The organism is Isoptericola sp. NPDC057559, assembly GCF_042801555.1.
GTDB lineage: Bacteria > Actinomycetota > Actinomycetes > Actinomycetales > Cellulomonadaceae > Isoptericola.
Genome location: NZ_JBHVFQ010000026.1, coordinates 34,693 through 57,090, shown reverse-complemented (window position 1 = coordinate 57,090; position 22,398 = coordinate 34,693). Strand labels below are relative to the sequence as shown.

At 75.1% G+C, this 22,398-nt stretch carries 20 protein-coding genes and 1 pseudogene; 5 read left to right on the top strand and 16 right to left on the bottom strand.

Features of this window, described 5'->3' with window-relative positions:
• Positions 1-316, bottom strand: a pseudogene (locus tag ACFU5J_RS18500) (hypothetical protein); the annotation flags it as partial.
• Positions 317-485: 169 nt separating this feature from the next.
• On the opposite strand from ACFU5J_RS18500, the gene ACFU5J_RS18495 reads away from it, so the two are divergent.
• The 4 genes from ACFU5J_RS18495 (at position 486) to ACFU5J_RS18480 (ending at position 4,286) form a co-directional block, all read left to right on the top strand.
• A complete protein-coding gene (locus ACFU5J_RS18495) occupies positions 486-1,589 on the top strand; it encodes an FtsX-like permease family protein (protein ID WP_430579698.1) in 1,104 nt (367 codons plus the stop codon).
• 65 nt (positions 1,590-1,654) lie between these two features.
• Positions 1,655-2,386: an ABC transporter ATP-binding protein gene (locus ACFU5J_RS18490; RefSeq protein WP_430579697.1), complete on the top strand. Its 732-nt coding sequence runs from the start codon at positions 1,655-1,657 to the stop codon at positions 2,384-2,386.
• 4 nt (positions 2,387-2,390) lie between these two features.
• Entirely contained in the window at positions 2,391-3,623 is a 1,233-nt protein-coding gene (locus ACFU5J_RS18485) for an MFS transporter (RefSeq protein ID WP_430575179.1), read from the top strand.
• Between the two features lie 90 nt (positions 3,624-3,713).
• Positions 3,714-4,286: a hypothetical protein gene (locus ACFU5J_RS18480; protein ID WP_430579696.1), complete on the top strand. Its 573-nt coding sequence runs from the start codon at positions 3,714-3,716 to the stop codon at positions 4,284-4,286.
• Here the strand turns inward: ACFU5J_RS18480 and ACFU5J_RS18475 are convergent.
• The 8 genes from ACFU5J_RS18475 to ACFU5J_RS18440 all read right to left on the bottom strand — a co-directional run bounded on the left by ACFU5J_RS18475 (position 4,264) and on the right by ACFU5J_RS18440 (position 13,776).
• Entirely contained in the window at positions 4,264-4,740 is a 477-nt protein-coding gene (locus ACFU5J_RS18475; protein WP_430575177.1) for a hypothetical protein, read from the bottom strand. The two genes, ACFU5J_RS18480 and ACFU5J_RS18475, sit on opposite strands and share 23 nt — an antisense overlap.
• Positions 4,737-5,516, bottom strand: a complete 780-nt coding sequence (gene dapB, locus ACFU5J_RS18470) for a 4-hydroxy-tetrahydrodipicolinate reductase (RefSeq protein ID WP_430575176.1) — start codon at positions 5,514-5,516, stop codon at positions 4,737-4,739. Before dapB ends, ACFU5J_RS18475 begins: the two co-directional genes overlap by 4 nt.
• Before the next feature lie 68 nt (positions 5,517-5,584).
• Positions 5,585-6,913, bottom strand: a complete 1,329-nt coding sequence (locus ACFU5J_RS18465) for a M16 family metallopeptidase (protein WP_430579695.1) — start codon at positions 6,911-6,913, stop codon at positions 5,585-5,587.
• A 7-nt stretch (positions 6,914-6,920) separates the two neighbouring features.
• Positions 6,921-9,149, bottom strand: coding sequence for a polyribonucleotide nucleotidyltransferase (locus ACFU5J_RS18460; protein WP_430575174.1), 2,229 nt, complete (start codon positions 9,147-9,149; stop codon positions 6,921-6,923).
• A 272-nt stretch (positions 9,150-9,421) separates the two neighbouring features.
• Positions 9,422-9,691 (bottom strand): 30S ribosomal protein S15, encoded by a 270-nt coding sequence (gene rpsO, locus ACFU5J_RS18455; RefSeq protein ID WP_380243829.1) that lies wholly within the window; start codon positions 9,689-9,691, stop codon positions 9,422-9,424.
• 156 nt (positions 9,692-9,847) lie between these two features.
• Complete coding sequence (locus ACFU5J_RS18450) at positions 9,848-11,824, bottom strand: heme peroxidase family protein (protein WP_430579694.1); 1,977 nt, start codon at positions 11,822-11,824, stop codon at positions 9,848-9,850.
• A 288-nt stretch (positions 11,825-12,112) separates the two neighbouring features.
• Complete coding sequence (locus ACFU5J_RS18445) at positions 12,113-13,087, bottom strand: bifunctional riboflavin kinase/FAD synthetase (protein ID WP_430575172.1); 975 nt, start codon at positions 13,085-13,087, stop codon at positions 12,113-12,115.
• Between the two features lie 95 nt (positions 13,088-13,182).
• Positions 13,183-13,776: a TetR/AcrR family transcriptional regulator gene (locus ACFU5J_RS18440; RefSeq protein ID WP_430575171.1), complete on the bottom strand. Its 594-nt coding sequence runs from the start codon at positions 13,774-13,776 to the stop codon at positions 13,183-13,185.
• A gap of 113 nt (positions 13,777-13,889) precedes the next feature.
• Here ACFU5J_RS18440 and ACFU5J_RS18435 point away from each other — a divergent pair, with 113 nt between their 5' ends.
• The gene (locus tag ACFU5J_RS18435; protein ID WP_430579693.1) at positions 13,890-15,008 is read left to right on the top strand and encodes an ABC transporter permease; all 1,119 of its coding nucleotides are present in this window, start codon (positions 13,890-13,892) and stop codon (positions 15,006-15,008) included.
• A 31-nt stretch (positions 15,009-15,039) separates the two neighbouring features.
• Here the strand turns inward: ACFU5J_RS18435 and truB are convergent, their stop codons facing one another.
• The 7 genes from truB to rimP form a co-directional block, all read right to left on the bottom strand.
• A complete protein-coding gene (truB, locus tag ACFU5J_RS18430) occupies positions 15,040-16,005 on the bottom strand; it encodes a tRNA pseudouridine(55) synthase TruB (RefSeq protein WP_430579692.1) in 966 nt (321 codons plus the stop codon).
• Positions 16,006-16,028: 23 nt separating this feature from the next.
• Entirely contained in the window at positions 16,029-16,565 is a 537-nt protein-coding gene (pyrE, locus tag ACFU5J_RS18425; protein ID WP_430579691.1) for an orotate phosphoribosyltransferase, read from the bottom strand.
• Positions 16,566-16,619: 54 nt separating this feature from the next.
• A complete protein-coding gene (gene rbfA, locus ACFU5J_RS18420; protein WP_430575167.1) occupies positions 16,620-17,081 on the bottom strand; it encodes a 30S ribosome-binding factor RbfA in 462 nt (153 codons plus the stop codon).
• A gap of 104 nt (positions 17,082-17,185) precedes the next feature.
• Complete coding sequence (infB, locus tag ACFU5J_RS18415) at positions 17,186-20,089, bottom strand: translation initiation factor IF-2 (protein ID WP_430579690.1); 2,904 nt, start codon at positions 20,087-20,089, stop codon at positions 17,186-17,188.
• 185 nt (positions 20,090-20,274) lie between these two features.
• A complete protein-coding gene (locus ACFU5J_RS18410; RefSeq protein ID WP_430575165.1) occupies positions 20,275-20,532 on the bottom strand; it encodes a YlxR family protein in 258 nt (85 codons plus the stop codon).
• Positions 20,533-20,634: 102 nt separating this feature from the next.
• Complete coding sequence (gene nusA / locus ACFU5J_RS18405; protein ID WP_430575164.1) at positions 20,635-21,702, bottom strand: transcription termination factor NusA; 1,068 nt, start codon at positions 21,700-21,702, stop codon at positions 20,635-20,637.
• A 2-nt stretch (positions 21,703-21,704) separates the two neighbouring features.
• On the bottom strand, positions 21,705-22,304 hold the full coding sequence (gene rimP / locus ACFU5J_RS18400; protein ID WP_430575163.1) for a ribosome maturation factor RimP: 600 nt from the start codon (positions 22,302-22,304) through the stop codon (positions 21,705-21,707).
• Between the last annotated feature and the right edge of the window lie 94 nt (positions 22,305-22,398).

Genomic DNA, 22,398 nt, shown 5'->3' with positions numbered 1-22,398 from the left:
GCGCGCTGATCGGGCGGTCCGCGACGCGCACGCGCAGGCGGCCCAGGGCGTAGACGGCGAGCACGGCCGCCGCGAGCAGCACGACGACGACGGGCCCCCCTCGGCCGCCGCCCGCCACGAGCACCTGCCCGACCGCGAGCAGCACCAGGCCGACGACCAGCACGTCGAGGCCGCCCTGCAGCACCCGCGTCGTGGCGAGCACCGGGTGCGCGGCCGCCTGCCGTTCTGCCGCGGCCCCGTCGGCCGGGGTCCGGGCAGGACGACGGGCCGCGGGAGACGCGGCGTCGCCGGGCGCGGGGGCGGGACGTGCGGGCATGGCTTCACCGTAGCCACGCGCGGGCGCGCCGCATCGGCCGAAAGGTGGAGCCGGGCCTCCGCCTCGCGGCCGCCGCGGACCGGCCGCGGGCCGGATCCGCCCGGCGCCCTCCGGCGGGAGTCTCGAGGGGTACCCGCCGAAGTCCCCGTCGTAGCACCCGGAGGTCCCTGTGTTCGTCGCCCTGCGCGACCTGCGCCACGCCCGTGGCCGGTTCGCCCTCGTGTCCGTCGTCGTCGTCCTCGTCACGTTCCTCGTGACGTTCCTCGCGTCCCTCACCGCGGGGCTCGCGCGGGAGTCGACCTCCGCGATCACCGACCTCCCCGTCGACCACGTCGCCCTGTCCGTGCCGGACGGTGCCGCGGTCGACTTCACGGCCTCCCAGGTGGACGGGTCCGACGTCGCCGCGTGGGCCGACCAGGACGGGGTCTCCGACGCGGAGCCGCTCGGCATCGCGACCACGCGCGCGACGCTCGACGGCGCCACGGGCGGCACGTCGGTCACCGTGCTCGGCGTGCAGCCCGGGTCCGGCCTGGTGCCGGACGCCGCCGACGTCGCCGACGGCGAGGTCGTGCTCTCCGCGGGCGCCGCCGACGACCTCGGCGCGCAGGCCGGTGACACCCTCGTCGTCGCGGGCCAGGACCTGAAGGTCGCGCAGGTGGTGACCGACGACGCCTCCTACGCCCACACCCCCGTGGTCTGGACGACCCTCGACGACTGGCAGGCGGTGGGCGCGCCCGCCGGCCGCGGTGCCGACGCCGCCGGTGGTGACGTCGCGACCGCCGTCGCGCTGAGCGACGACCTGGACGGCGACGCGCTCGCCGCCGCGGCGGACGCCACGGGCACCACCGTGCTCACCCCGCGCGACGCGCGGTCCGCCGTCGGCTCGTTCGCGGCGGAGAACGGCTCGCTCACCACCATGCAGGCGTTCCTCCTGGCGATCTCGGCGCTGGTCGTCGGCGCGTTCTTCACCGTGTGGACCGTGGGGCGCAGCGGCGACGTCGCCGTCCTCAAGGCCCTGGGCGCCTCCACCCGCTACCTGCTGCGCGACGCGATCGGGCAGGCCGTCGTCGTGCTCCTCGGCGGCGTGACCCTCGGCGCGCTCCTCGCCGCGGGGGCGGCCGCCCTGCTCCCCGCCGCCGTGCCGGTGGTGGTCTCGGTCGCCACGACCGTGCTGCCCGCGGCCCTGCTGGTGGTGCTGGGCGTCGCCGGCGCCGGCCTCGCCGTCGCGCGGATCACCCGCGTCGACCCGCACGCCGCGCTCGCCGCCCGCTGACCCGCCCTCGTCCCGACCAGCCCTCGCCCCGACCAGCCCTCGCCCCGAACTGCCTGGAGATCCCCATGGACCTGCACCTCGACCGCATCACCCTCGTCTACCCCGACGGCGCCTCGACGCTCACCGCCGTCGACGACGTCTCCCTCACCGTGCCCGCGGGCACGACGACCGCGCTCGTCGGCCCGTCCGGCTCGGGCAAGTCGAGCCTGCTCGCCGTGGCGGGCGGGCTCACCCGCCCGACCTCGGGCACCGTGACCATCGGCACCGGCCCGGACGCGCCGGTCCTCTCCCCCACGACGAGCGTCGCCGAGGCCACCCGCGTGCGCCGCGACCACGTCGGGATCGTCTTCCAGCAGCCGCAGCTGCTCGCCTCGCTGACCGCCGTCGAGCAGATCGAGCTGCTCGCGCACCTGCGCGGGCGGCGGCCCTCCAGCCTGCGCGAACGCGCCCTCGAGCTCCTCGACGCGGTCGGCCTCGCCGACCAGGCGCACCGGCGACCCGCCGCGCTGTCGGGCGGCCAGCGCCAGCGCGTGGCCATCGCGCGCGCCCTCGCGACCCGGCCCGACGTGCTCCTCGTGGACGAGCCCACCTCCGCCCTGGACCACGGCCGCGGGCTGGCCGTCGTCGAGCTGGTCACCTCCCTCGCCCGCGAGTGCGGCGCCGCCACCGTGCTGGTCACGCACGACGAGTCGACGCTCGGCCCCGTGGACGCCGTCGTGCGCCTCGTCGACGGCCGCCTGGTGGCCGACGGCGCGGCGGACGCGCCCCTCGCCGCGGGGGCGCCGGTGGCAGGATGAGGCGGTGCCACACCCCGCCGGTCCCCCGTCCGACCCTGCCCGCGAACCAGCCCGCGAGCCCGCCCCCCTGACCCACCGCACCGTGCGCGACGCGGCGGCCGGGATCGCCGTGCTCGGCGTGGCCAACTTCGTCGCCATCACCACCGAGGTGCTGCCGGTGGGGCTGCTGCCGCAGGTCGCGCGGGGCGTCGGGGTGAGCGAGTCCACCGCGGGGCTGCTGGTCACCGTGTACGCGTTCGTGGTCGCCGCGTGCGCCGTGCCGCTGACGGTCGCCACCCGCTCGCTCGCCCGCAAGCCGCTGCTGCTCGGCACCCTCGTCACCTACGCGGCGAGCAACGTGCTGGTCGCCGTGGCGCCGTCCTACGCGGTCGTGGCCGGGGCGCGGGTGCTCGGCGGCCTCGGGCACGCGATCTTCTTCTCCGTGTCGATCGCGTACGCCGCGCGGCTCGTCAGCCCCCTGTACACGGGCCGGGCGCTCACCCTCGTCACCGCCGGGGGCACCCTCGGTTTCGTGCTGGGCGTGCCGCTGTCCACCTCGCTGGGCGCCGCCGTGGGCTGGCGCTGGTCGTTCGGGGTCCTCGCCGCCGTCTGCGCGGTCACGGCGCTGCTCGTCGCGCGGCTCCTGCCGTCCGTCGCGGTCGAGCCGGCCGCGCCGCGCGACGCCGAGGCCGCCCGCCGCGGGCGCGCCCGGCTGGGGCTCGTCGTCGGCACCAACACCGTGCTGTTCGGCGGCCAGTACACGGTCTACACCTACATCTCGGTGATCCTGCTGGCCGCCGGCCTGTCGGAGCCCGCCGTCGGCCCCGCGCTGCTCGTGTTCGGGGCGCTCGGCCTCGTCGGCCTGTGGGGCGCCGCCCGCTACCTCGACCGCAGCCCTCGCGCCCTGACGATCGTCGCGATGGCCACGATCGCCGTCGCGCTCGTCGGCGTGGCGCTCGCGCTCCCCGGCGCCGTGGGCGTGCTCGTCGCCGCGGGCGTCTGGCTCGCCGCGTTCGGCGCGATCCCTGCGACCTTCCAGGCGGCCGCTCTGCGGACCCAGGGGGCGACGCCCGACGTCGCGGGCGCCTTCGTCAACGCGACCTCCAACTTCGGGATCGGCCTCGGCGCGGCCGTGGGCGCCGCGATCGTCGCCGGGCCCGGCCCCCGCACCCTCGCGTTGGCCGGCGCCGCCATCGTCGCCGTCGCGCTCGTCGCGGTGCTCGTGGCGCGCCAGGCCTTCCCCCGGCAGGCCTCGTAGCCCGACCCCGGCAGGCACCGCGCCCGACCCGTAGCCGGACCGTCACGACGCCGTGACGCGCCCGTAGCACCGCGGTGCCACCGTGCTCGCATGGATCACGCCGGCGCTGCGCGAAGGGGCCTCCGGGTACCGATCGTCACGGACTACTTCGCGGCGCCCACCGACGCGGTCGCCGCGACGGTGGTGCACCAGGAGGTGGGCCCGTCGGTCGTGGCGCGCGGGTCGGGGCGGCCCCTCTTCGACACGGTGCGCCTCCCGGCCGTGGAGCCGTTCGTCATGCTCGGCCGGATCGCCGCGGCCCTGTGCGGGCAGCCCTACGCGGAGGTCACGGCCCACCCGCGCCACGGCGCCGTCGTCGACGGCGCGGACGAGGGCCCGTGGGTGGTGACCGTCTCGGACGAGCTCGCGCGGGCGCTCGCGGCGGCGACGCCGGAGCGCCTCGCGGCCGTCGCGCGCTCCGGCGCGGCCCTTCCCGTGCCGGTCCCGCCGGACCGGCTGGCCCCCGCGCTCGTGGCGCTCGGCGAGCTGGCCGACCGCGCGGGACGGGTCCGGCACGCCCTCTACTGCTGGACGCGGCTGGCGGGGCCCGACGCCCCCGCCGGACCGCTCGACGAGCCGGTCGCGGTGGAGGCGGCTCCGATCAGGAGCCCGAGGACGGCGTGAACAGGGACGACGCCTTGCGCAGCGTCGCCCGCGCACGCCGACGGTCGCCCGCCGCGTCGTAGGCGAACGCCAGGTGGTACCAGGCCTTCCAGCTCTGCGGGTCCTGCTCGACGACGGCGCGCCGCTCGTCGAAGGCCGCGTCGGCCGCGGCCCGGTCGATCCGGCCCCCTGGCGAGCGCGGCAGGTCGTCCACCGGCAGCTCGCCGGCGGCGGCCAGGACGTCCGCCATCCGCTGCACGCGCGTCGCGAGCCGGTACTCCTTCGCGATGAGCAGGATGACCAGCAGCGGGATCACGAGCACCGCGATCCCGATGGCGATCAGCACGGGCTCGCCCGTGCGGACCATCGCGACGCCGCGCCCGGCGATCGCCCAGACGTACAGCGCGAGCAGCGCGGTGACGACGAGCGCCCCCGCGAGCCCGCGCGGCGGCCGCCGGCGCGGCGCGTCGCTCACGACAGGTCCAGCACGTTCTCGAGGCCCACCGTCAGCCCCGGCCGGGACACGACCTCGCGCACCCCGAGCAGCACGCCGGGCATGAACGACGCCCGGTCGAACGAGTCCTGCCGGATCACCAGCTGCTCGCCGACGTTGCCGAAGAGGATCTCCTCGTGCGCCACGAGGCCCCGCAGCCGCACGGCGTGCACGCGCACCCCGTCGACGTCGGCGCCGCGCGCCTCGAGGCCCGTCTCGGTCGCGTCGGGCATCGCCGCGAGGCCGGCCTCGGCCCGGGCGCGCGCGATCGCGGCCGCGGTGTGCCGCGCGGTGCCGGACGGGGCGTCCACCTTGTCGGGGTGGTGCAGCTCGACGACCTCGGCCGACTCGAAGTACCGGGCGGCCTGGGCCGCGAAGGTCATCGCCAGCACGGCGGACAGCCCGAAGTTCGGCGCGATGAGCACGCCCAGCCCGGCCTGGCCGGCGCCGGCGCGCTCGGCGTTCACGCTCGCCAGGTGGTCGGACACCCGGCCGCGGGAGGCGTCGTCCCAGCCCGTGGTGCCGACGACGGCGTGCGCGCCCGCGTCCAGCACGGCGTGCACGTTGGCCTCGGTCGCCGCGGGGACCGTGAAGTCCACGACGACGTCCGCGCCCGCCAGCGCTGCCGCGTCGACCGTGTCCGCGGCGTCGAGCCGGGCGACGAGCTCGAGGCCCGGGGCCTCCTCGACGGCGCGGCAGACGGTGGCGCCCATGCGCCCCGCCGCGCCGAGCACGGCCACCAAGAGGGTCTTGCTCATGCGATCAGGTCTCCGATCTCGTTCTTCGGGTCGGGGGCCGGCCCGCCGGGCCGGCCGCCGCGCGGCGCTCAGTCGCCGAAGGGGCCCACGCGGACCACCGAGCGGGGCCGCGACGCCAGGTCGGCCGCGAGGGCGCGCACGTCCTCGGCCGTCACGGCGCGCACGCGCTCGAGCGACTCCTCGAGGCTGAGCAGCTCGCCGTACACCAGCTCGGCCTTGCCCAGGCGGCTCATGCGCGACCCCGAGTCCTCGAGGCCGAGGACGAGGCCGCCGGAGAGCTGGCCGACGCTGCGCCGCAGCTCCGCGTCGGTGATGGGCTCGGACGCCATGCGCTCGAGCTCCTCGACCAGCAGCTCGGTCACCTGGTCGACCTTGGCGGGCGAGCAGCCCGCGTACAGGCCGAACGTGCCGAGGCCGCCGTGCCCGGAGGCGAAGGAGTAGGTCGTGTAGGCCAGCCCGCGGCGCTCGCGCACCTCCTGGAACAGGCGCGACGACATGCCGCCGCCCAGGACGGCGTTGAGCACCGAGAGGGTGAAGCGACGGTCGTCGGTGGCGGCGAGGCCGGTGGACCCGACGATGACGTTCGCCTGCTCCACCTGGCGCCGCACGGTCAGCTCCACGCCCTCGTCCGGGACGCCGACGCGGTCGGCGACGGTGGCCCGGCGGTCGCGCGGCGCGGCCCCGGCCGCGAGGTCCCAGCCGCCGGTGTCGAGCGAGTCGGCGACCTGCGCCACCAGCGCGTCGTGGTCCACGCCGCCCGCGGCCGAGACCACGAGCGTCTCGGGCCGGTAGTGCCAGCGGTAGTGCTCCCAGACGGCGTCGCGCGGGACGGCGCGGATCGTGTCCGGGGTGCCGCCGATCGGGCGTCCGAGCGGGTGCGTGCCGAGCACGGCGGCCGAGAACTCCTCGTGCACGACGTCGCCCGGGTCGTCGTCGTTCATCGCGAGCTCTTCGAGGATCACCCCGCGCTCGGTCTCGAGCTCGCCCTCGTCGAGCCGGGCCGACGTGACCATGTCGGCGATGACGTCGACGGCCATCGGGAGGTCGGCGTCGAGCACCCGCGCGTAGTAGCACGTGTGCTCCTTGCCGGTGGCGGCGTTGGCCTCGCCGCCGACGGCGTCGAACGCCTCGGCGATGTCCATCGCCGACCGGCGGGGCGTGCCCTTGAACAGCAGGTGCTCGAGGAAGTGGGTGGAGCCGAAGTGACCGTCGGTCTCGTCGCGCGAGCCCACGCCGACCCAGGCGCCCACCGTCGCCGAGCGGAGGCCCGGCATCGTCTCGGTGAGCACACGAACACCGCCGGGCAGGACGGTGCGACGGATGGTCGCACCGTCCTGCCCGGCGGTCAGGTCGGCACCGGGCTCGCCCGCGGGGACGAGCGGGAGGTGCCAGGTCATCAGAGCGTCAGGCCTCCGCGGGGGCGTCGGACCCGGCGGCCTCGTCGGACTTCTCGTCCTCGGTGACCGCGACGAGCGAGAGCTTGCCGCGCGGGTCGATCTCACCGATCTCGACCTGGACCTTCTGGCCCACGGACAGCACGTCGTCGACGTTCTCGACACGCTTGCCGCCCACGAGCTTGCGGATCTGGCTGATGTGCAGCAGACCGTCCTTGCCCGGCGAGAGCGAGATGAACGCGCCGAACGACGTCGTCTTGACGACGGTGCCGACGAAGCGCTCGCCCACCTCGGGGACGTGCGGGTTGGCGATCGCGTTGATCGCCGCGCGGGCGGCCTCGGCCGAGGGGCCGTCGGTGGCGCCGATGTAGACGGTGCCGTCGTCCTCGATGGAGATGTCCGCGCCCGTCTCCTCCTGGATCTGGTTGATCATCTTGCCCTTGGGCCCGATGACCTCGCCGATCTTGTCGACCGGCACCTTCACGGAGATGACGCGCGGCGCGTTCGGGGACATCTCGTCCGGGACGTCGATCGCCTCGGCGAGCACCTCGAGGATGGTCAGGCGCGCGTCGCGGGCCTGGGTCAGCGCGCCGGCCAGGACCGACGCGGGGATGCCGTCGAGCTTGGTGTCGAGCTGGATGGCCGTGACGAACTCGCTGGTGCCGGCGACCTTGAAGTCCATGTCGCCGAACGCGTCCTCGGCGCCCAGGATGTCGGTCAGGGCGGCGTAGCGGGTCTCACCGTCGACGGTGTCGGAGATGAGGCCCATCGCGATGCCGGCGACCGGAGCCTTCAGCGGGACGCCCGCGTTGAGCAGCGACAGCGTCGAGGCGCAGACGGAGCCCATCGAGGTGGAGCCGTTCGAGCCCAGCGCCTCGGAGACCTGGCGGATCGCGTAGGGGAAGTCCTCGCGCGACGGCAGCACGGGCACGAGGGCCCGCTCGGCCAGCGCGCCGTGACCGATCTCGCGGCGCTTCGGGCTGCCGACGCGGCCCGTCTCGCCCGTGGAGAACGGCGGGAAGTTGTAGTTGTGCATGTAGCGCTTGCGCGTGACCGGCCCGAGCGAGTCGATCTGCTGCTCCATGCGCAGCATGTTCAGCGTGGTGACGCCCAGGATCTGGGTCTCGCCGCGCTCGAACAGCGCGGAGCCGTGCACGCGCGGGATGACCTCGACCTCGGCCGACAGGGTGCGGATGTCCGCGAGCCCACGACCGTCGATGCGCACGCCCTCGGTGAGCACGCGCTGGCGGATGAGCTTCTTCTGCAGCGCGCGGTACGCGGCCGACAGCTCCTTCTCGCGACCCTCGAAGCGCTCGGAGAGGGCGCTGAGCAGGCCCTCCTTGAGCTCGTCGAGGCGGTTCTCGCGGTCCTGCTTGTCCGCGATCGCGAGCGCGTCGCGCAGCGCCGGGGAGACCTCGGCCTCGACGGCGGCGAACGCGTCGTCCTGGTAGTCGAGGAAGACCGGGTAGTCCTTGACCTCCTTGGCCGCCTGGGCGGCGAGCGAGGCCTGGGCCTCGCACAGGGCCTTGAGGAACGGCTTGGACGCCTCGATGCCCTGGGCGACGACCTCCTCGGTCGGCGCGGCGACGCCCTCGTTCTTGATGAGCTTCCAGGCGTCGTCGGTCGCCTCGGCCTCGATCATCGCGATCGCGACGTCGTCGCCGACGACGCGGCCGGCCACGACCATGTTGAACACGGCGCGCTCGAGGTCCGAGTACTTCGGGAACGCGACCCACTGGCCGTCGATCAGCGCGACGCGCACGCCGGCGACCGGGCCGGAGAACGGCAGGCCGGAGATCTGCGTGGACGCCGACGCGGCGTTGATCGCCAGCACGTCGTAGGCGTCGTCCGGGTGGATGGCCAGGACGTCGATGACGACCTGGACCTCGTTGCGCAGGCCCTTGACGAACAGCGGGCGCAGCGGGCGGTCGATGAGGCGGCAGGCGAGGATCGCCTCCGTCGAGGGGCGGCCCTCGCGACGGAAGAACGAGCCGGGGATCTTGCCGGCGGCGTACTGCCGCTCCTCGACGTCCACCGTGAGCGGGAAGAAGTCGAACTGGTCCTTGGGGTGCTTGCCGGCCGTCGTGGCCGACAGCAGCATCGTCTCGCCGTCCAGGTACGCGGCGACGGAGCCGGCGGCCTGGCGGGCGAGGCGGCCCGTCTCGAAGCGGACGGTGCGGGTGCCGAAGCGGCCGTTGTCGATGACGGCCTCGGCGAACTGGATCTCGGGACCCTCCACGGGTGCCCTCCTTGATCTCGAGGGCGCCGCCACGGCTCGGCGGTCTTCGATCGAGGCCCACGGAGCCGGACCCGGCCCCGGGGGCCGGACGGTTCGGGGGGCCACTACCGAGGACCGGACGAGAATCCGGCGGCGCGGTGGTGGCGTGACGGGCGATCGCCCGTCATCGTGCGGTCTGTGTGTTCCGGCGCAACCGTCACGGTCGCGCCGTCTGGGACATCACACCAGACCAGCCCGGCCCCTGCGAGAGGTGACCGGGCTGGCGGGCGGTGTCAGCGGCGCAGGCCGAGGCGCTGGATCAGCGCGCGGTAGCGCTCGATGTCGACCTTCTGCAGGTAGCCCTGCAGGCGGCGGCGCTGGCCGACGAGGAGGAGCAGGCCACGACGCGAGTGGTGGTCGTGCTTGTGCTCCTTGAGGTGCTCGTTCAGGTCGTTGATGCGCTGGGTGAGCAGCGCGATCTGCACCTCGGGCGAGCCGGTGTCGCCCTCGTGAGTGGCGTACTCGGTGATGATGGACTGCTTGGTGGCAGCGTCGAGCGGCATGGCTCTCCTTCGGTGTCGTTGCGCGGTGCTCCGGGACTCGTTCACCGGGGCGCTCTGGATCCGCGGCCGTTCATACGGCCCCACCATGCTACCAGCGCGCCGCCCCCCGGGGGCCGGCGGGCGGCGCGACGTGGGCCACGACACATCGGGCGGCGGTCAGTCGCCGTCGTGCCCCGCCGGGCGCCCGTCGACCTGGCGGAACGTCGTGCCGCCGTCGAGGGCGAGGACGCCCGCGAACCGGAGCAGGTCGGGCAGCGTCGTGATCATCTTCCCGCCGTCGATCCGCACCCCCTGCGCCGGGGTCCAGCCCGCGCTGAGGAACGAGTCGCCGTCGGCCTTCAGCAGGTAGACGAAGGTCTCGCACAGGATGCGGCTGCCGACGTCCCCGAGGAAGTTGCCGTTCCCCTGGACCTCCGCCTCCTTGAGCACGTAGTACCACAGCGGCGTGCCGTCGAGCTCCGCCAGGGCGTCCTCGACGTCCTGGGCGGCGCCGCGGGAGAGCTGCTCGGGGGTCAGCGCGGGCACGTGCAGCGCCCGGGCCACCGCCTCCCCCGTGGGCAGGGACAGCCAGTACCCGCGCAGCAGGTTGCGCTGCGCGAGCTGCTTCAGCAGGGCGCCCACCCCGGCACCGAGGCCCGGGTCGTTGCCCTCGTTGCGCATCGTCGCCAGCCCGGCCGCGAGGAACGGGTCGATCTTCGCCGCCGAGCGGCGACGGTCGGGGTCGCCCTTGTCGACGAACCGGGACCAGTCGATCGGCCAGTTGGACGGCAGCACCTCGCCGCGGGGCGCGCCCGTCGGGACGAGGCCGCCACCGCCGGTGAACTCGAACAGCTGCACCAGGCTCGCGAACGCGGACCGGGGCGGCGCGGCCGGGGGCACGACCTTGCCGAAGTTGAGGTTGAAGTCGTAGCCGCCCCGCACCATCGAGTGCCCGAACCGGAACGCCGCGACCGCGAACTCCAGCGGCATCGCCACCGTGCGCCGCGGCCGGAACAGCAGCGACGGCTCCACGAGGACCTCGTCGAGCACGCCCGGCTTGGTCAGCGTGCGGAGGTAGTCGTGCACGACGAGCCACTGGTAGTGGTGCTGCGTGAGGCGCTGCGCGCGGTCGAAGACCGCCCGGTCGTCCACCGTGAGCCACGGCTCGGTGCGCCGGACCCAGTCGACGACGGCGTTGTGGAACCGGACGAACGCCAGGTGGAGCTGGGCGACGACGAGGTTCTCGTCGTTGCGGCCGTCGGGGATCTTCGCGGACCCCGGCGCCGGACGGTCCGCCGCGGGGACGGGCAGCGCCGCGACCTCGGCCGCGGAGAAGCGGGGCAGGTCGCGCTGCGGGTCGTCGCCGGGCGCCACGAGCTCGAACCCCGGCACGGCCGACGTCGCCACCCGCCCGAGGGCGAGCTTGGCCGGGTCGTTCGTCGCGTAGGCCGCCTCGCTGCGCGTGGTCCGGCGCCCGGGCTCCCCGGGGAACCGGGGCCCGCTGCCGTACAGGCTGTCGAGGTTGAGGTACGGGTGGCGGCCGTTGTGCAGGCTGCGCACCACGACCTCCGGCGGGAACGCCGTGAACGGGTCGGCCACGATGTCGCCGAGCGCGAGGTCGCCCGGCCGCGGCCGCTCCCCCGGCTCCGGCGGCCCGTCCGGGCCGTTGGTGTGGAGGGTGATGTCGTGGTCGATGAACTGGCCCCAGTAGGTGTAGGCCGCGGGGACCGTGGAGTCCAGCGCCGGGTTCGGCGGGCCTGCCGGCTCGATCATCGCCGCGCCGAGCTTCTTCAGGGACGCGACGACCGCGGTCACGGTCGGGTTCGCGATCGGGCCGTCCGGCGGGGCCCCGCCCCCGGTCACCGGCAGGTGCCCGTCGGGGAACCGGCCCCGCAGGTCGCGGAACAGGTAGTCGAACGACGTCGTCGCCTCGAACCGGTCCTCGACGAGGTCGCGCAGGACCGCCAGCTCCGTCTCGTGGAGCAGGGGCGCGGGCGACGACCCCGGGTCGGGGTCGGGCTGCGGGCGGGGTCGGGGGTGCGGCCGGACCTGGCCGCCGTGGCGCACGCTGCGCACCGTGCGGCCGACCGGGTCGGAGTGGACGTCGTGCCCGGGATCGGGCGTGTGCTGCGCGGTGGTCTCCTGAGCCGTCATGGCTCTGCCCCTCTCGAAGGCACGGGCGCCGGACGCGCGCGGCCCGGCGCAGGGCGCGTCCCGGGCCGCCGAGGGAGGCGGCCCGGGACCGCGCGCTGCGACGACGCGGCACCGCCGTGGATCAGGGAGGGCGGTGCCCGCGCCGCGACGGGGACGCGGGATCTCCCGGGTCCCACGGCCGGGCGTCGCCCGGTCCGTCACGCCAGGAAGGAGGCGGTCCCGCGGCGACCGTGACGTGCGGTGGCGACTTTCACCCGCCGCCCGTGAGGCCGGCCGGGCGAGCCCGCGTCAGCGCAGGATCTCGCGCGCCCGCGCGACGTCCGCGTGCATCTGCTCGATCAGCGGCTCGATGCCCTCGAAGCGGAGGGTCGGCCGCAGCCGCTCGACCAGCTCGAGCACCACCGTCTCGCCGTAGAGGTCCAGGTCGTCGCGGTCGAGGACGTACGCCTCGACACGGCGCTCCACGCCGTCGAACGTCGGGTTGGTGCCCACGGAGATCGCGGCCGGCAGGTCGGCGTCCGGGTCCGACGGGTCCGTGGCGGCGAGCTGCGGGCGCAGGAGCCGGCCCGCGTAGACGCCGTCGGCGGGCACCATGCCCTCCGCGTGACCGAGGTTCGCCGTCGGGAAGCCGAGCTCGCGGCCGCGGGCGTCGCCGTGCACGACGGTGCCGCGCACGCGGTGCGGCCGCCCGAGCACCTCGGCCGCCTGCGCCACGTCCCCCTCCGCCAGCAGCGCGCGGGCGGCGGACGACGACCAGCGCTCGCCGGCCCCGGCGCTGCCGGGCGCGCACTCGCCGACGTCGTCGACCGCGACGACCTCGAAGCCGTGGGTGCCGCCGAGCTCCACCATCGTGGCGAGCGTGCCGGCGTTGCCCTTGCCGAACCGCACGTCGTGGCCCACGACGACCGTGCGCGCGCCGAGCCCCTCGACGAGGAAGCGGGTGACGAACTCCTCGGGGGTGAGCGCGGCGAGGTCGAGCGTGTACGGCACGACGAGGACGGCGTCCAGGCCGGTGCGGCCGAGCAGGTCCAGCCGGTCGCTGAGGCCGGTCAGCAGCTCGGGCGCCGTCTCCGGACGGTGCACCCGCGAGGGGTGCGGGTCGAAGGTGAGCGCCACCGCGAGCCGGTCGTCGGCGCGGGCCAGGCCCACCAGCCGGCCCAGCACGGTCTGGTGGCCGCGGTGGACGCCGTCGAAGTTGCCGATCGTGACGACCGACGGGCCGAACCCGTCGGGGACCTGGTCCAGGTCCGTGAACACCTGCACGCGTCGCGCTCCGTCTCGTCGAGGGTCGGCTGCCGGCGCCCGCTCCGGGCGCCAGCCGTCAAGGATACGACGAGGTCGCGGACGGTCTCGCCGGGTCAGCGCGGCAGGACGGCCGCCGCGGCGGCGAGGTAGCGCTCGGCGTCGAAGTCGTCGAGCATGGCCCGCTGCATGAGGAACCCCTGCCCGAGCCCGAGCATCACGGGCAGGAGCAGGTCGGCGGCGGCGTCGGGCCCGTCGGGCGCCAGGTCGGGGCGCGTGGCGTACCAGGCGCGCAGCGCGTCCCGGAGCACGCCCTTGAGGATGGCCACCACCTCCTGGACCACGTCGTGGATCACCTCGTCGACGGTGGACTCCGCCCACAGCTGCACGAGGACGCGCCCGTCCGAGAGGTCGCGCGCCATGCCCCCGGTGAGGATGGTCAGCACGTCGAGCGGCGGCGGCGGCGACCCGTCCCGCGACGCGCCCCCGATCTCGGTGCCGCGCCGGGAGAGCACCTCCTGCGCGACGGCGGCGAACAGCGCCTGCTTGCCGTCGTAGTGGCCGTAGATCGCCCCGGCGGACAGTCCGGACTCGGCCACGACGTCGGAGATGGAGGCGCGCTGGTACCCCTTGGCGGTGAACACCCGGAGGGCCGCGGCCCGGATCTGCGCGCGCCGCGCCTCGCGGTGCGCCTCGGTCACTCGTGGCATCGGACCCCTTCCCGAGGGCGCTGGCGGACGGTTGACAAGTCTAGGGACCCCGGAGCAGTCTTTCCATAAAGAACGAACATTCGTTTTTGATACTACGCACCCCGGAGCCCGCCATGTCGTCGACCACCGACGCCCCCGCCGCACCTCCCGCCGTCCCGCCGCGCCCGGTCCCGCACACCCCGTGGGGTCGCGTCGTGGCCCTCGGGCTCGGCGTCGCCGCCGTCGTGGGCGTGCTCGTGCTCGCCTTCTCCTGGCCGGCCGTGACGGCCGAGCCGAAGGACCTTCCCGTCGCGGTCGCCGGCCCGCCGCAGGCCGTCGCGGCCCTCGGCGCCACGCTCGACGACGCGCAGCCCGGCGCCGTCGACCTCGTCCCGGTCGCGGACCGTGCCGCCGCGGTCGCCGCCGTCGAGTCCCGCGACGCCTACGGCGCGATCGTGCTCGGCGCCTCGCCGGAGGTGCTGACCGCCTCGGCCGCGAGCACCGTGACGACCCAGCTCCTCACCACCGCGGCAGGACAGCTGCAGGCCGGTCTCACGCAGCAGGCGCTCGCCTCCGGCGCCGACGCGTCCGCGGTGCCCACGGTCGCCGTGACCGACGTCGTGCCCCTGTCCCCCGACGACCCGCGCGGCGCCGGCCTGACCGCGGCGATGTTCCCCCTGCTCCTCGGCGGGATGGTCGGCGGGATCGCGATCTCGCTGCTCGTCGTGGGCGCGCTGCGCCGGGTGCTCGCCGTGGCCGTGTACGCCGCGGCCGGCGGCGTCGTGCTCGTCGCGGTGCTGCAGTCGTGGTTCGGCGCGCTGCAGGGCGACTGGTGGACCAACGCCGGGGCCGCCGCGCTCGCCCTCGCCGCCGTCGCGGCGCCGATCACCGGGTTCGTGGCGCTGCTGGGCCGGGCCGGGATCGCCCTCGGCGCGGTGACGATGATGCTGGTCGCCAACCCGATCTCCGGCGCCACCATGCCGCCCGAGTTCCTCCCGTGGCACTGGGGCGCGATCGGCCAGTGGTTCCCGCCGGGCGCGGGCGCGACCCTGCTGCGCGACCTGTCCTACTTCCCGGCCGCAGACGCCGGGCGCGCCTGGCTCGCCCTCGGGCTCTGGGCGGGGGTGGGCGTCCTGCTGTCGCTGGTGGGGCACCTGCGCACCGCGGGCGGCGTCGAGCCCGACGCCGAGGCCGCCCGTGACGAGGCGCTGGAGCACGCCGCCCGCCGCGGCGAGCCGGCCCTGCAGGGCTGACCCGGGCGGCCGGTCGGCCCGTCCCGCCCGGTCAGCCGCCCGCCGGGGCGAGGACGAGCACCGGCTTCGCCAGCGCCTCGCCCCGGCGGCGCGTGTCCTCCAGCAGCGCGACCAGCGCGCCGTCGGGACCGATCGCCGCGACCGTGCCGCGCTCCCCGCTGGCCGGCACCCACTGCCCGTACCCGAGCGCGCGCGCCTCCTCGGCGGTGAGCTCGCGCACCGGGAACGTCGCGCGGGCCGCGTCCGCGAGCGGCAGCGTGGCGAGGACGCCGTCGGCGTCCGCCTGCGCCTCCAGCTCCTCCAGGGTGCTCGCGCCCGCCAGGTCGTAGCCGCCCACCCGGGTGCGCCGCAGCGCCGTGAGGTGGCCGCCCGTGCCGAGCGCGGCGCCGAGGTCTCGCGCCAGCGCACGCACGTAGGTCCCCGAGGACACGACCACCGCGACGTCGACGTCGAGCACGGCGACCCCGTCGGGCGTCGTCCCCGGCCGCGAACCGAGCACGTCGAAGCGGCTCACGGTGACCGGCCGGGCCTCCAGGACGACGTCCTCCCCCGCGCGGGCGCGGGCGTACGCCCGCTTGCCGTCCACCTTGATCGCGCTCACCGTCGTGGGCACCTGCCGGATGTCGCCGGTCAGGGCCGCGACCTCCCGCGCGAGGTCCGTGGCGTCGACGCCGTCGCCCACGCCGGCCGCGGCGGTCACCTCGCCCTCCGCGTCGTCCGTCGTGGTCACGACGCCGAGGCGGATCGTCGCGTCGTACGCCTTGTCGGCGCCGACCACGTAGGTGAGCAACTTCGTCGCCCGCCCCACCCCCACGACGAGCACCCCCGTCGCCATGGGGTCGAGCGTGCCGGCGTGGCCCACCTTGCGCGTGCCGGCCAGCCGGCGGCAGCGCCCCACCACGTCGTGGCTGGTCCATCCCGCGGGCTTGTCGACGACGAGGAACCCGTCGGGCGCCGTCGGGCGGCGGGGCGGCGCGGTGCGGGGGGCTGCGGTCATGGGTGCTCCGGTGTCGTCGTGGGTCAGGAGGGGCGGCTCGCGTCGAGCTGCGCCCTGGTGAGGACGGGCCGGACCTCGAGCCCGAGGTCCGCGAGCGGGTCGGTCCCGACCGGGCTGCGGTCGATCGCGCACAGCACCATCTCGACGACGGCGCCCTCGGCCCGCAGGGCGAGCGTGGCATCGCGGACCGCGCCCCCGGTCGTGATCACGTCCTCGACCAGCACCACGCGGCGGCCGGCCGCGGGAGGCCCCTCGACCTGCTTCGCCGTGCCGTAGCGCTTGGCCTCCTTGCGCACGAACAGCGCCGGGTGACCCGTGGTCGCGCTGAGCACGGTCGCCAGGGGCACGCCGCCCAGCTCGAGGCCGCCGAGCAGGTCGGTCCCGGCCGGGACCAGCGGCACCATCTGCGCCGCGACCCGCGCGAGGAGCGCCGGGTCCGTCTCGAACAGGTACTTGTCGAAGTACTCGCCGGCGACCTGGCCGCTGCGCAGGGTGAACGACCCGGTGAGCCGGCAGGCCCGGTCGATGTCGCGGGCGAGGTCGGTGTCGGGGGCGCTCATGGCCCCCATCCTCGCGCACGACGCCGACCGGGCCCGCCGGTCAGGACCGCCGGGTCAGGCCTCGGCGTCCTCGTCGTCCTCGTGCGGCTTGCGGTACGGGTCCGACTCGCCGGCGAACTGCTTGCCCTCGCGCAGGGCGGCGAGCTCGGCGTCCCGCCGCTGCGCCTCCAGGAGCGCGGCGTCCAGGTGCGCGGCGTTCTCCGGCATCGAGTCCAGGAAGAACTCGATCGTGGGCGTGAGCCGCACCCCGGTCTGCTTGCCGACCTCGGAGCGGATCATCCCCTTGGCGCTCTCCAGCGCCGCGCCGGTCCCCGCGCGCTCCTCGTCGGTGCCGAGCACCGTGTAGAACACCGAGGCGTTCTGCAGGTCGCCCGTGACGCGGACGTCAGTCACCGTCACGAACCCGAGGCGCGGGTCCTTGATCCGGGTGTCGAGCAGCTGCGCGACGATCTCCTTGATGCGGTCCGCGAGCTTGCGGGCGCGCGGGTTCTCGGGCCTGTCGGCCTTACCGGGCATACGTGTGTCTCCCTCTCTCGACGCCGACGGCGCCCCTCCCGACCCGCTCGTTCTCGAGGCGGGGCGGGTGGGGCGCCGTCGGGCTGTACCTTGCGGCGCGACCGTCAGGCGCGCGGCTTCTCGCGCATCTCGAAGGTCTCGATGATGTCACCCTCGGTGACGTCGTTGAACGACCCCAGGCCGATACCGCACTCGAAGCCCTCGCGGACCTCGGTGACGTCGTCCTTCTCGCGGCGCAGCGACTCGATCGACAGGTCGTCCCCGACGATCTTGCCGTTCCGCAGGACGCGCGCCTTGGTGTTCCGGCGGATGGTGCCGGAGCGGACGATCGAACCCGCGATGTTGCCGAACTTCGAGGAGCGGAAGACCTGACGGATCTCCGCGGTGCCCAGCTGGGCCTCCTCGTACTCCGGCTTGAGCATGCCCTTGAGCGCAGCCTCGACGTCGTCGATCGCCTGGTAGATGACCGAGTAGAACTTGACCTCGACGCCCTCGCGCTCCGCGAGGTCCTCGACGCGCTCACCGAACTTCACGTTGAAGCCGATGATGATCGCGTTGTCGACCGTGGCCAGGTTGACGTCGTTCTGCGTGATCGCACCGACACCGCGGTGGATGACGCGCAGCTCGACCTCGTCGCCGACGTCGATCTTGAGCAGCGCGTCCTCCAGCGCCTCGACGGCACCGGACACGTCGCCCTTGAGGACCAGGTTGAGGGTCTCGACCTTGCCCTGCTCGAGCGCCTTGGTGAAGTCCTCGAGGCTGATGCGCTTGCGGCGCTTGGCCAGGAGGGCGGCACGCTCGGCGGCCTCACGCTTCTCGGCGATCTGACGCGCGGTGCGCTCGTCGGGCGCCACCAGGAAGGTGTCGCCGGCGCTCGGCACCGACGCGAGGCCGAGCACGAGGACCGGACGCGCCGGGCCCGCCTCGGTCACGGCGTTGCCGTGCTCGTCGAACATGGCGCGCACGCGGCCGTGGGCCGTGCCCGCGACGATCGCGTCGCCCACCTGCAGCGTGCCCGACTGGACCAGGACGGTCGCGACGGCGCCGCGGCCCTTGTCGAGGTTGGCCTCGATGGCCACGCCTCGGGCGTCCTTGTCCGGGTTCGCCCGCAGGTCCAGGGAGGCGTCCGCCGTGAGGAGGACGGCCTCGAGGAGCTGGTCGATGCCCTGGTTCTGCTTCGCGGAGACGTCGACGAACATCGTGTCGCCGCCGTACTCCTCGGCCACCAGGTTGTACTCGGTGAGCTGCTGGCGGATCTTGTCGGGGTTGGCCCCCTCCTTGTCCACCTTGTTCACCGCGACCACGATCGGCACGTTGGCCGCCTGGGCGTGGTTGAGCGCCTCCACCGTCTGCGGCATGACGCCGTCGTCGGCGGCGACCACGAGGATCGCGATGTCCGTCACCTGGGCACCACGGGCACGCATGGCGGTGAACGCCTCGTGACCCGGGGTGTCGATGAAGGTGATCGGACGGTCGACGCCCTCGTGCTCACGACGCACCTGGTACGCACCGATGTGCTGGGTGATGCCGCCGGCCTCGCCGGAGACGACGTCGGTCTGGCGGATCGCGTCGAGAAGACGCGTCTTGCCGTGGTCGACGTGGCCCATGACGGTGACGACGGGCGGACGAGCCGCGAGGTCCTCGTCGGACTCGCCCTCGAGCTCGGCGTCGAGGTCGATGTCGAAGGCCCCGAGCAGCTCGCGGTCCTCCTCCTCGGCCGACACCATCTCGATGACGTAGCCCAGCTCGTTCGCGAGCGTGCCGAACGTGTCCTCGTCGAGCGACTGCGTCGCGGTGGCCATCTCACCGAGGTGGAACAGCACCGTGACCAGGCTGGCGGGGTTCGCGTCGATCTTGTCCGCGAAGTCGTTCAGCGACGAGCCGTGCCGCAGGCGGACGACGGTCGAGCCGTTGCCACGGGGCACCTGCACGCCGCCGAGCGACGGCGCCTGCATCTGCTCGAACTCCTGGCGCTTCGCCCGCTTCGACTTCCGCCCACGGACGGGACGGCCACCTGCGCGGCCGAACGCACCCTGGGTGGCGCCACGACCGGCGCCACCGCGCCCGCCGGGACGGCCGGCGAAGCCGCCACCGCCACCGGGACGGAAGCCGCCGCCGCCACCGGCACCACCGGGGCCGCCGCCACGACCGCCGCCGCCACGACCGCCGCCCGCGGGCGCCGGACGCTCACCGGGGCGCGGCATCGAGGTCTTGCCCGGCATCATGCCGGGGTTCGGGCGCGGGCCGCCGGGACGCGGCGCCGCGGGACGCGGGCCACCCGGACGGGGACCACCAGGACGGGGACCGCCCGGGCGCTCGCCCGAGCGCTCCGCCGCCGCGGCGTCGCCGCCGCGGTCGGGGCGCTGGCCGGGACGGGGCATGCCCTGGCTGGACGCGAACGGGTTGTTGCCCGGGCGCGGGCCACCGCCGCCGCCGGGGCGCTGCCCCTGACGGGGCATGCCCTGGCTCGAGGCGAACGGGTTGTTGCCCGGGCGGGGCGCGCGACCGCCCTTGCCACCGTCACGGCCACCATCACGACCGCCGTCGCGCTGCTCGCGCGCGGCAGGTGCCGGCTTGGGGGCCGCGGGGCGCGGGCCGGGCGTCGGGGCGCCGGGACGGGCGCCGGCGGGCTTCGCCGGGGCCTCCTCCGCGGGCGCCGCGGGCGCCGCAGATGCGGCGGGCGCTGCGGGCGCTGCGTCCGCCACCGGGGCGGCGGGCGCCTCGGCTGCGGGCGCGGGGGCTGCCTTGGGGGCGGGCCTGGGGGCGGGCTTCGACGGCGCGGCCTTCTGCTCGGCGCGCGGCGCCGCAGCCTGGGGCTCGGCGGCCTTCGCGCCCGAGGACGCGGGGGCCGCGTCCTTGTACTTGGTGCGCATCGCTCGCTCGACCGGTGCCTCGAGCGTCGAGGACGCCGACCGGACGAACTCGCCCGCCGACTTCAGGTCGGCGAGCAGGGTCTTGCTCTCCACCCCGAGCTGCTTGGCCAGCTCGTGAACGCGGATCTTCGCCACAACTCTCCTGTCTCGGCCCTCCTGCGAGACAGGGAGGACCGTCGTTAGTACTGAGTACTCATCGCACGGAACTCATCGGGTGCCCATCGGCTTCTGACCCGCTTCCTTGTCGACTTCGATGGATGCGGCCGAGCGTGCTCGGTCGCGACGGCCCGGCCGCCTGGGGCGGCGCGTGCCGGAGGGACTCAACGTTCCAGCTGCTCCAGATGATCCCGGACGCCGGAGAGGTCGAGGGGACCCGTGACGCGCAGCGCGCGCGGCACGGCCCGACGACGCTCGGCGAGCGCCAGGCAGGCGGACGTCGGATGGATCCAGGCGCCACGCCCCGGAAGACACCCTCGCACGTCGGCCACGAGGCGTTCCTCGCGTCCCGACGTCTCGAGCGCCAACCGCAGGAGAGCGGACCGCTGGTCACGCTCCCGGCACCCGACGCACGTGCGCACCGGCCCGGTGCGATCCGGGATGGTCCGTGGGGAGGTCGAGGGCTGGGCGCGTGGCCCGGTCCCCGACAGTCTAGCGCGACCGCCCACGTGCCGTGACCGGCCTCAGCCCTCGGCCCCGCGGGAGACCGCGGCGCCACCTGCGGCGTCACCGGTCGCGTCCTCGCCGGGGGCCGCGGCCTCGTCGGAGCGGATGTCGATCCGCCAGCCCGTCAGCTTCGCGGCCAGACGGGCGTTCTGCCCCTCCTTGCCGATCGCGAGCGACAGCTGGTAGTCCGGCACGACGGCGCGCGCGGCCTTGGCGTCCGCGTCGACCACGGTGACAGAGGTCACACGCGCCGGCGACAGCGCGTTGGCCACGAAGCGGGCCGGGTCGTCGCTGTGGTCGACGATGTCGATCTTCTCGCCGTGCAGCTCCGCCATCACGGCGCGCACCCGCGCGCCCATCGGGCCGATGCAGGCGCCCTTGGCGTTGAGCCCCGCCACCTTGGACCGCACCGCGACCTTGGAGCGGTGCCCGGCCTCGCGGGCGATGGCGGTGATCTCCACCGCGCCGTCCGCGATCTCCGGCACCTCGAGCTCGAAGAGCTTGCGCACGAGGCCCGGGTGGGTGCGGCTGAGCACGACCTGCGCGCCCTTCATCCCGCGGGAGACCTCCACGACGTAGGCGCGCAGGCGCTCGCCGTGCACGTACTCCTCGGTCGGGACCTGCTCGTGCGGGGGCAGCACGGCCTCGGTGCCGCCGACGTCCACGAGCACGACCCGCGGGTCGCGGCCCTGCTGGATGACGCCGGCGAGGACCTCGCCCTCCTTGCCGCGGAACATGCCGAGCACCTGGTCGTCCTCGGCGTCGCGCAGGCGCTGCACGATGACCTGGCGGGCGGTGGCCGTGGCGATGCGGCCGAAGTCGGCCGGCGTGTGGTCGAACTCCGGGCCCAGCTCGATCGTGGGCCGCGCGTCGGGGTCCTCGGGGTCCGGCGTGCGGATCTCCTCGCGCGCCCACACCGTGACGTGGCCCGACTTGCGGTCCACCTCGACGCGCGCGTGCTGGTAGGCGTCGGGCGTGCGGTGGTAGGCCGACAGCAGCGCCTGCTCGATCGCGGCCACGAGGACGTCGAGACTGATGTCCCGCTCCCGCTCCAGCAGCCGGAGCGTGCTCATGTCGATGTCCATCGTCAGCCCTTCTCGTGACGGGCGTCGCCCGTGGTGTCGTCCTGCGGGGCGTCGCCCGCGTCAGTCTGGTCCTCGTCGAGACGCTTGAGCTCGACCTCGATCTTCCCCTTGCGCACGTCGGCGACGGGCAGGCGGGTGCCGTCGTCCAGGACGAGCCACGCTCCGCGGTCGGCGGCCTCGCCGTCCGCGCCGGCGTCGCCCGCGTCCTCGACGCCGGTCAGGCGGCCCTCCGCCGTACCGCCGTCGCGCAGCCGGAGCGTGACGAGGCGGCCGCGGGCGCGCTTGAAGTGGCGCAGCTCCGTCAGCGGCCGCGACGTCCCGGGGGTGGAGGTCTCCAGCGTGTACGCGCCCGGCACGACGTCGTCGGCGTCCAGCGCCGCGGAGATCGCGCGGGCCACCTCGCCGAGGGTGTCGGAGTCGAGGCTGCCCAGCGCGTCCTCGGGGAGGTCCACCGTGACGCGGACGACCGACTTCGCGCCGGCCTGCGTCACGACGACGTCCTCCAGGTACAGGTCTGCCGCCTCGACCGCGGGGGTCACGACCCTCCGCACCGCCTCGGCCTTCGACCCGGCCGCCGTCGTACGGCCGTGCTGCGCTGCCATCGCTGCCTCCCGTGGGTCACGTCGTTCTGCCGTGTGCTCCCGCGCCGGGACGTCCCGCGGCCGGTGTGTCGTTGTGTGCAGCGTCCAGCGTAAC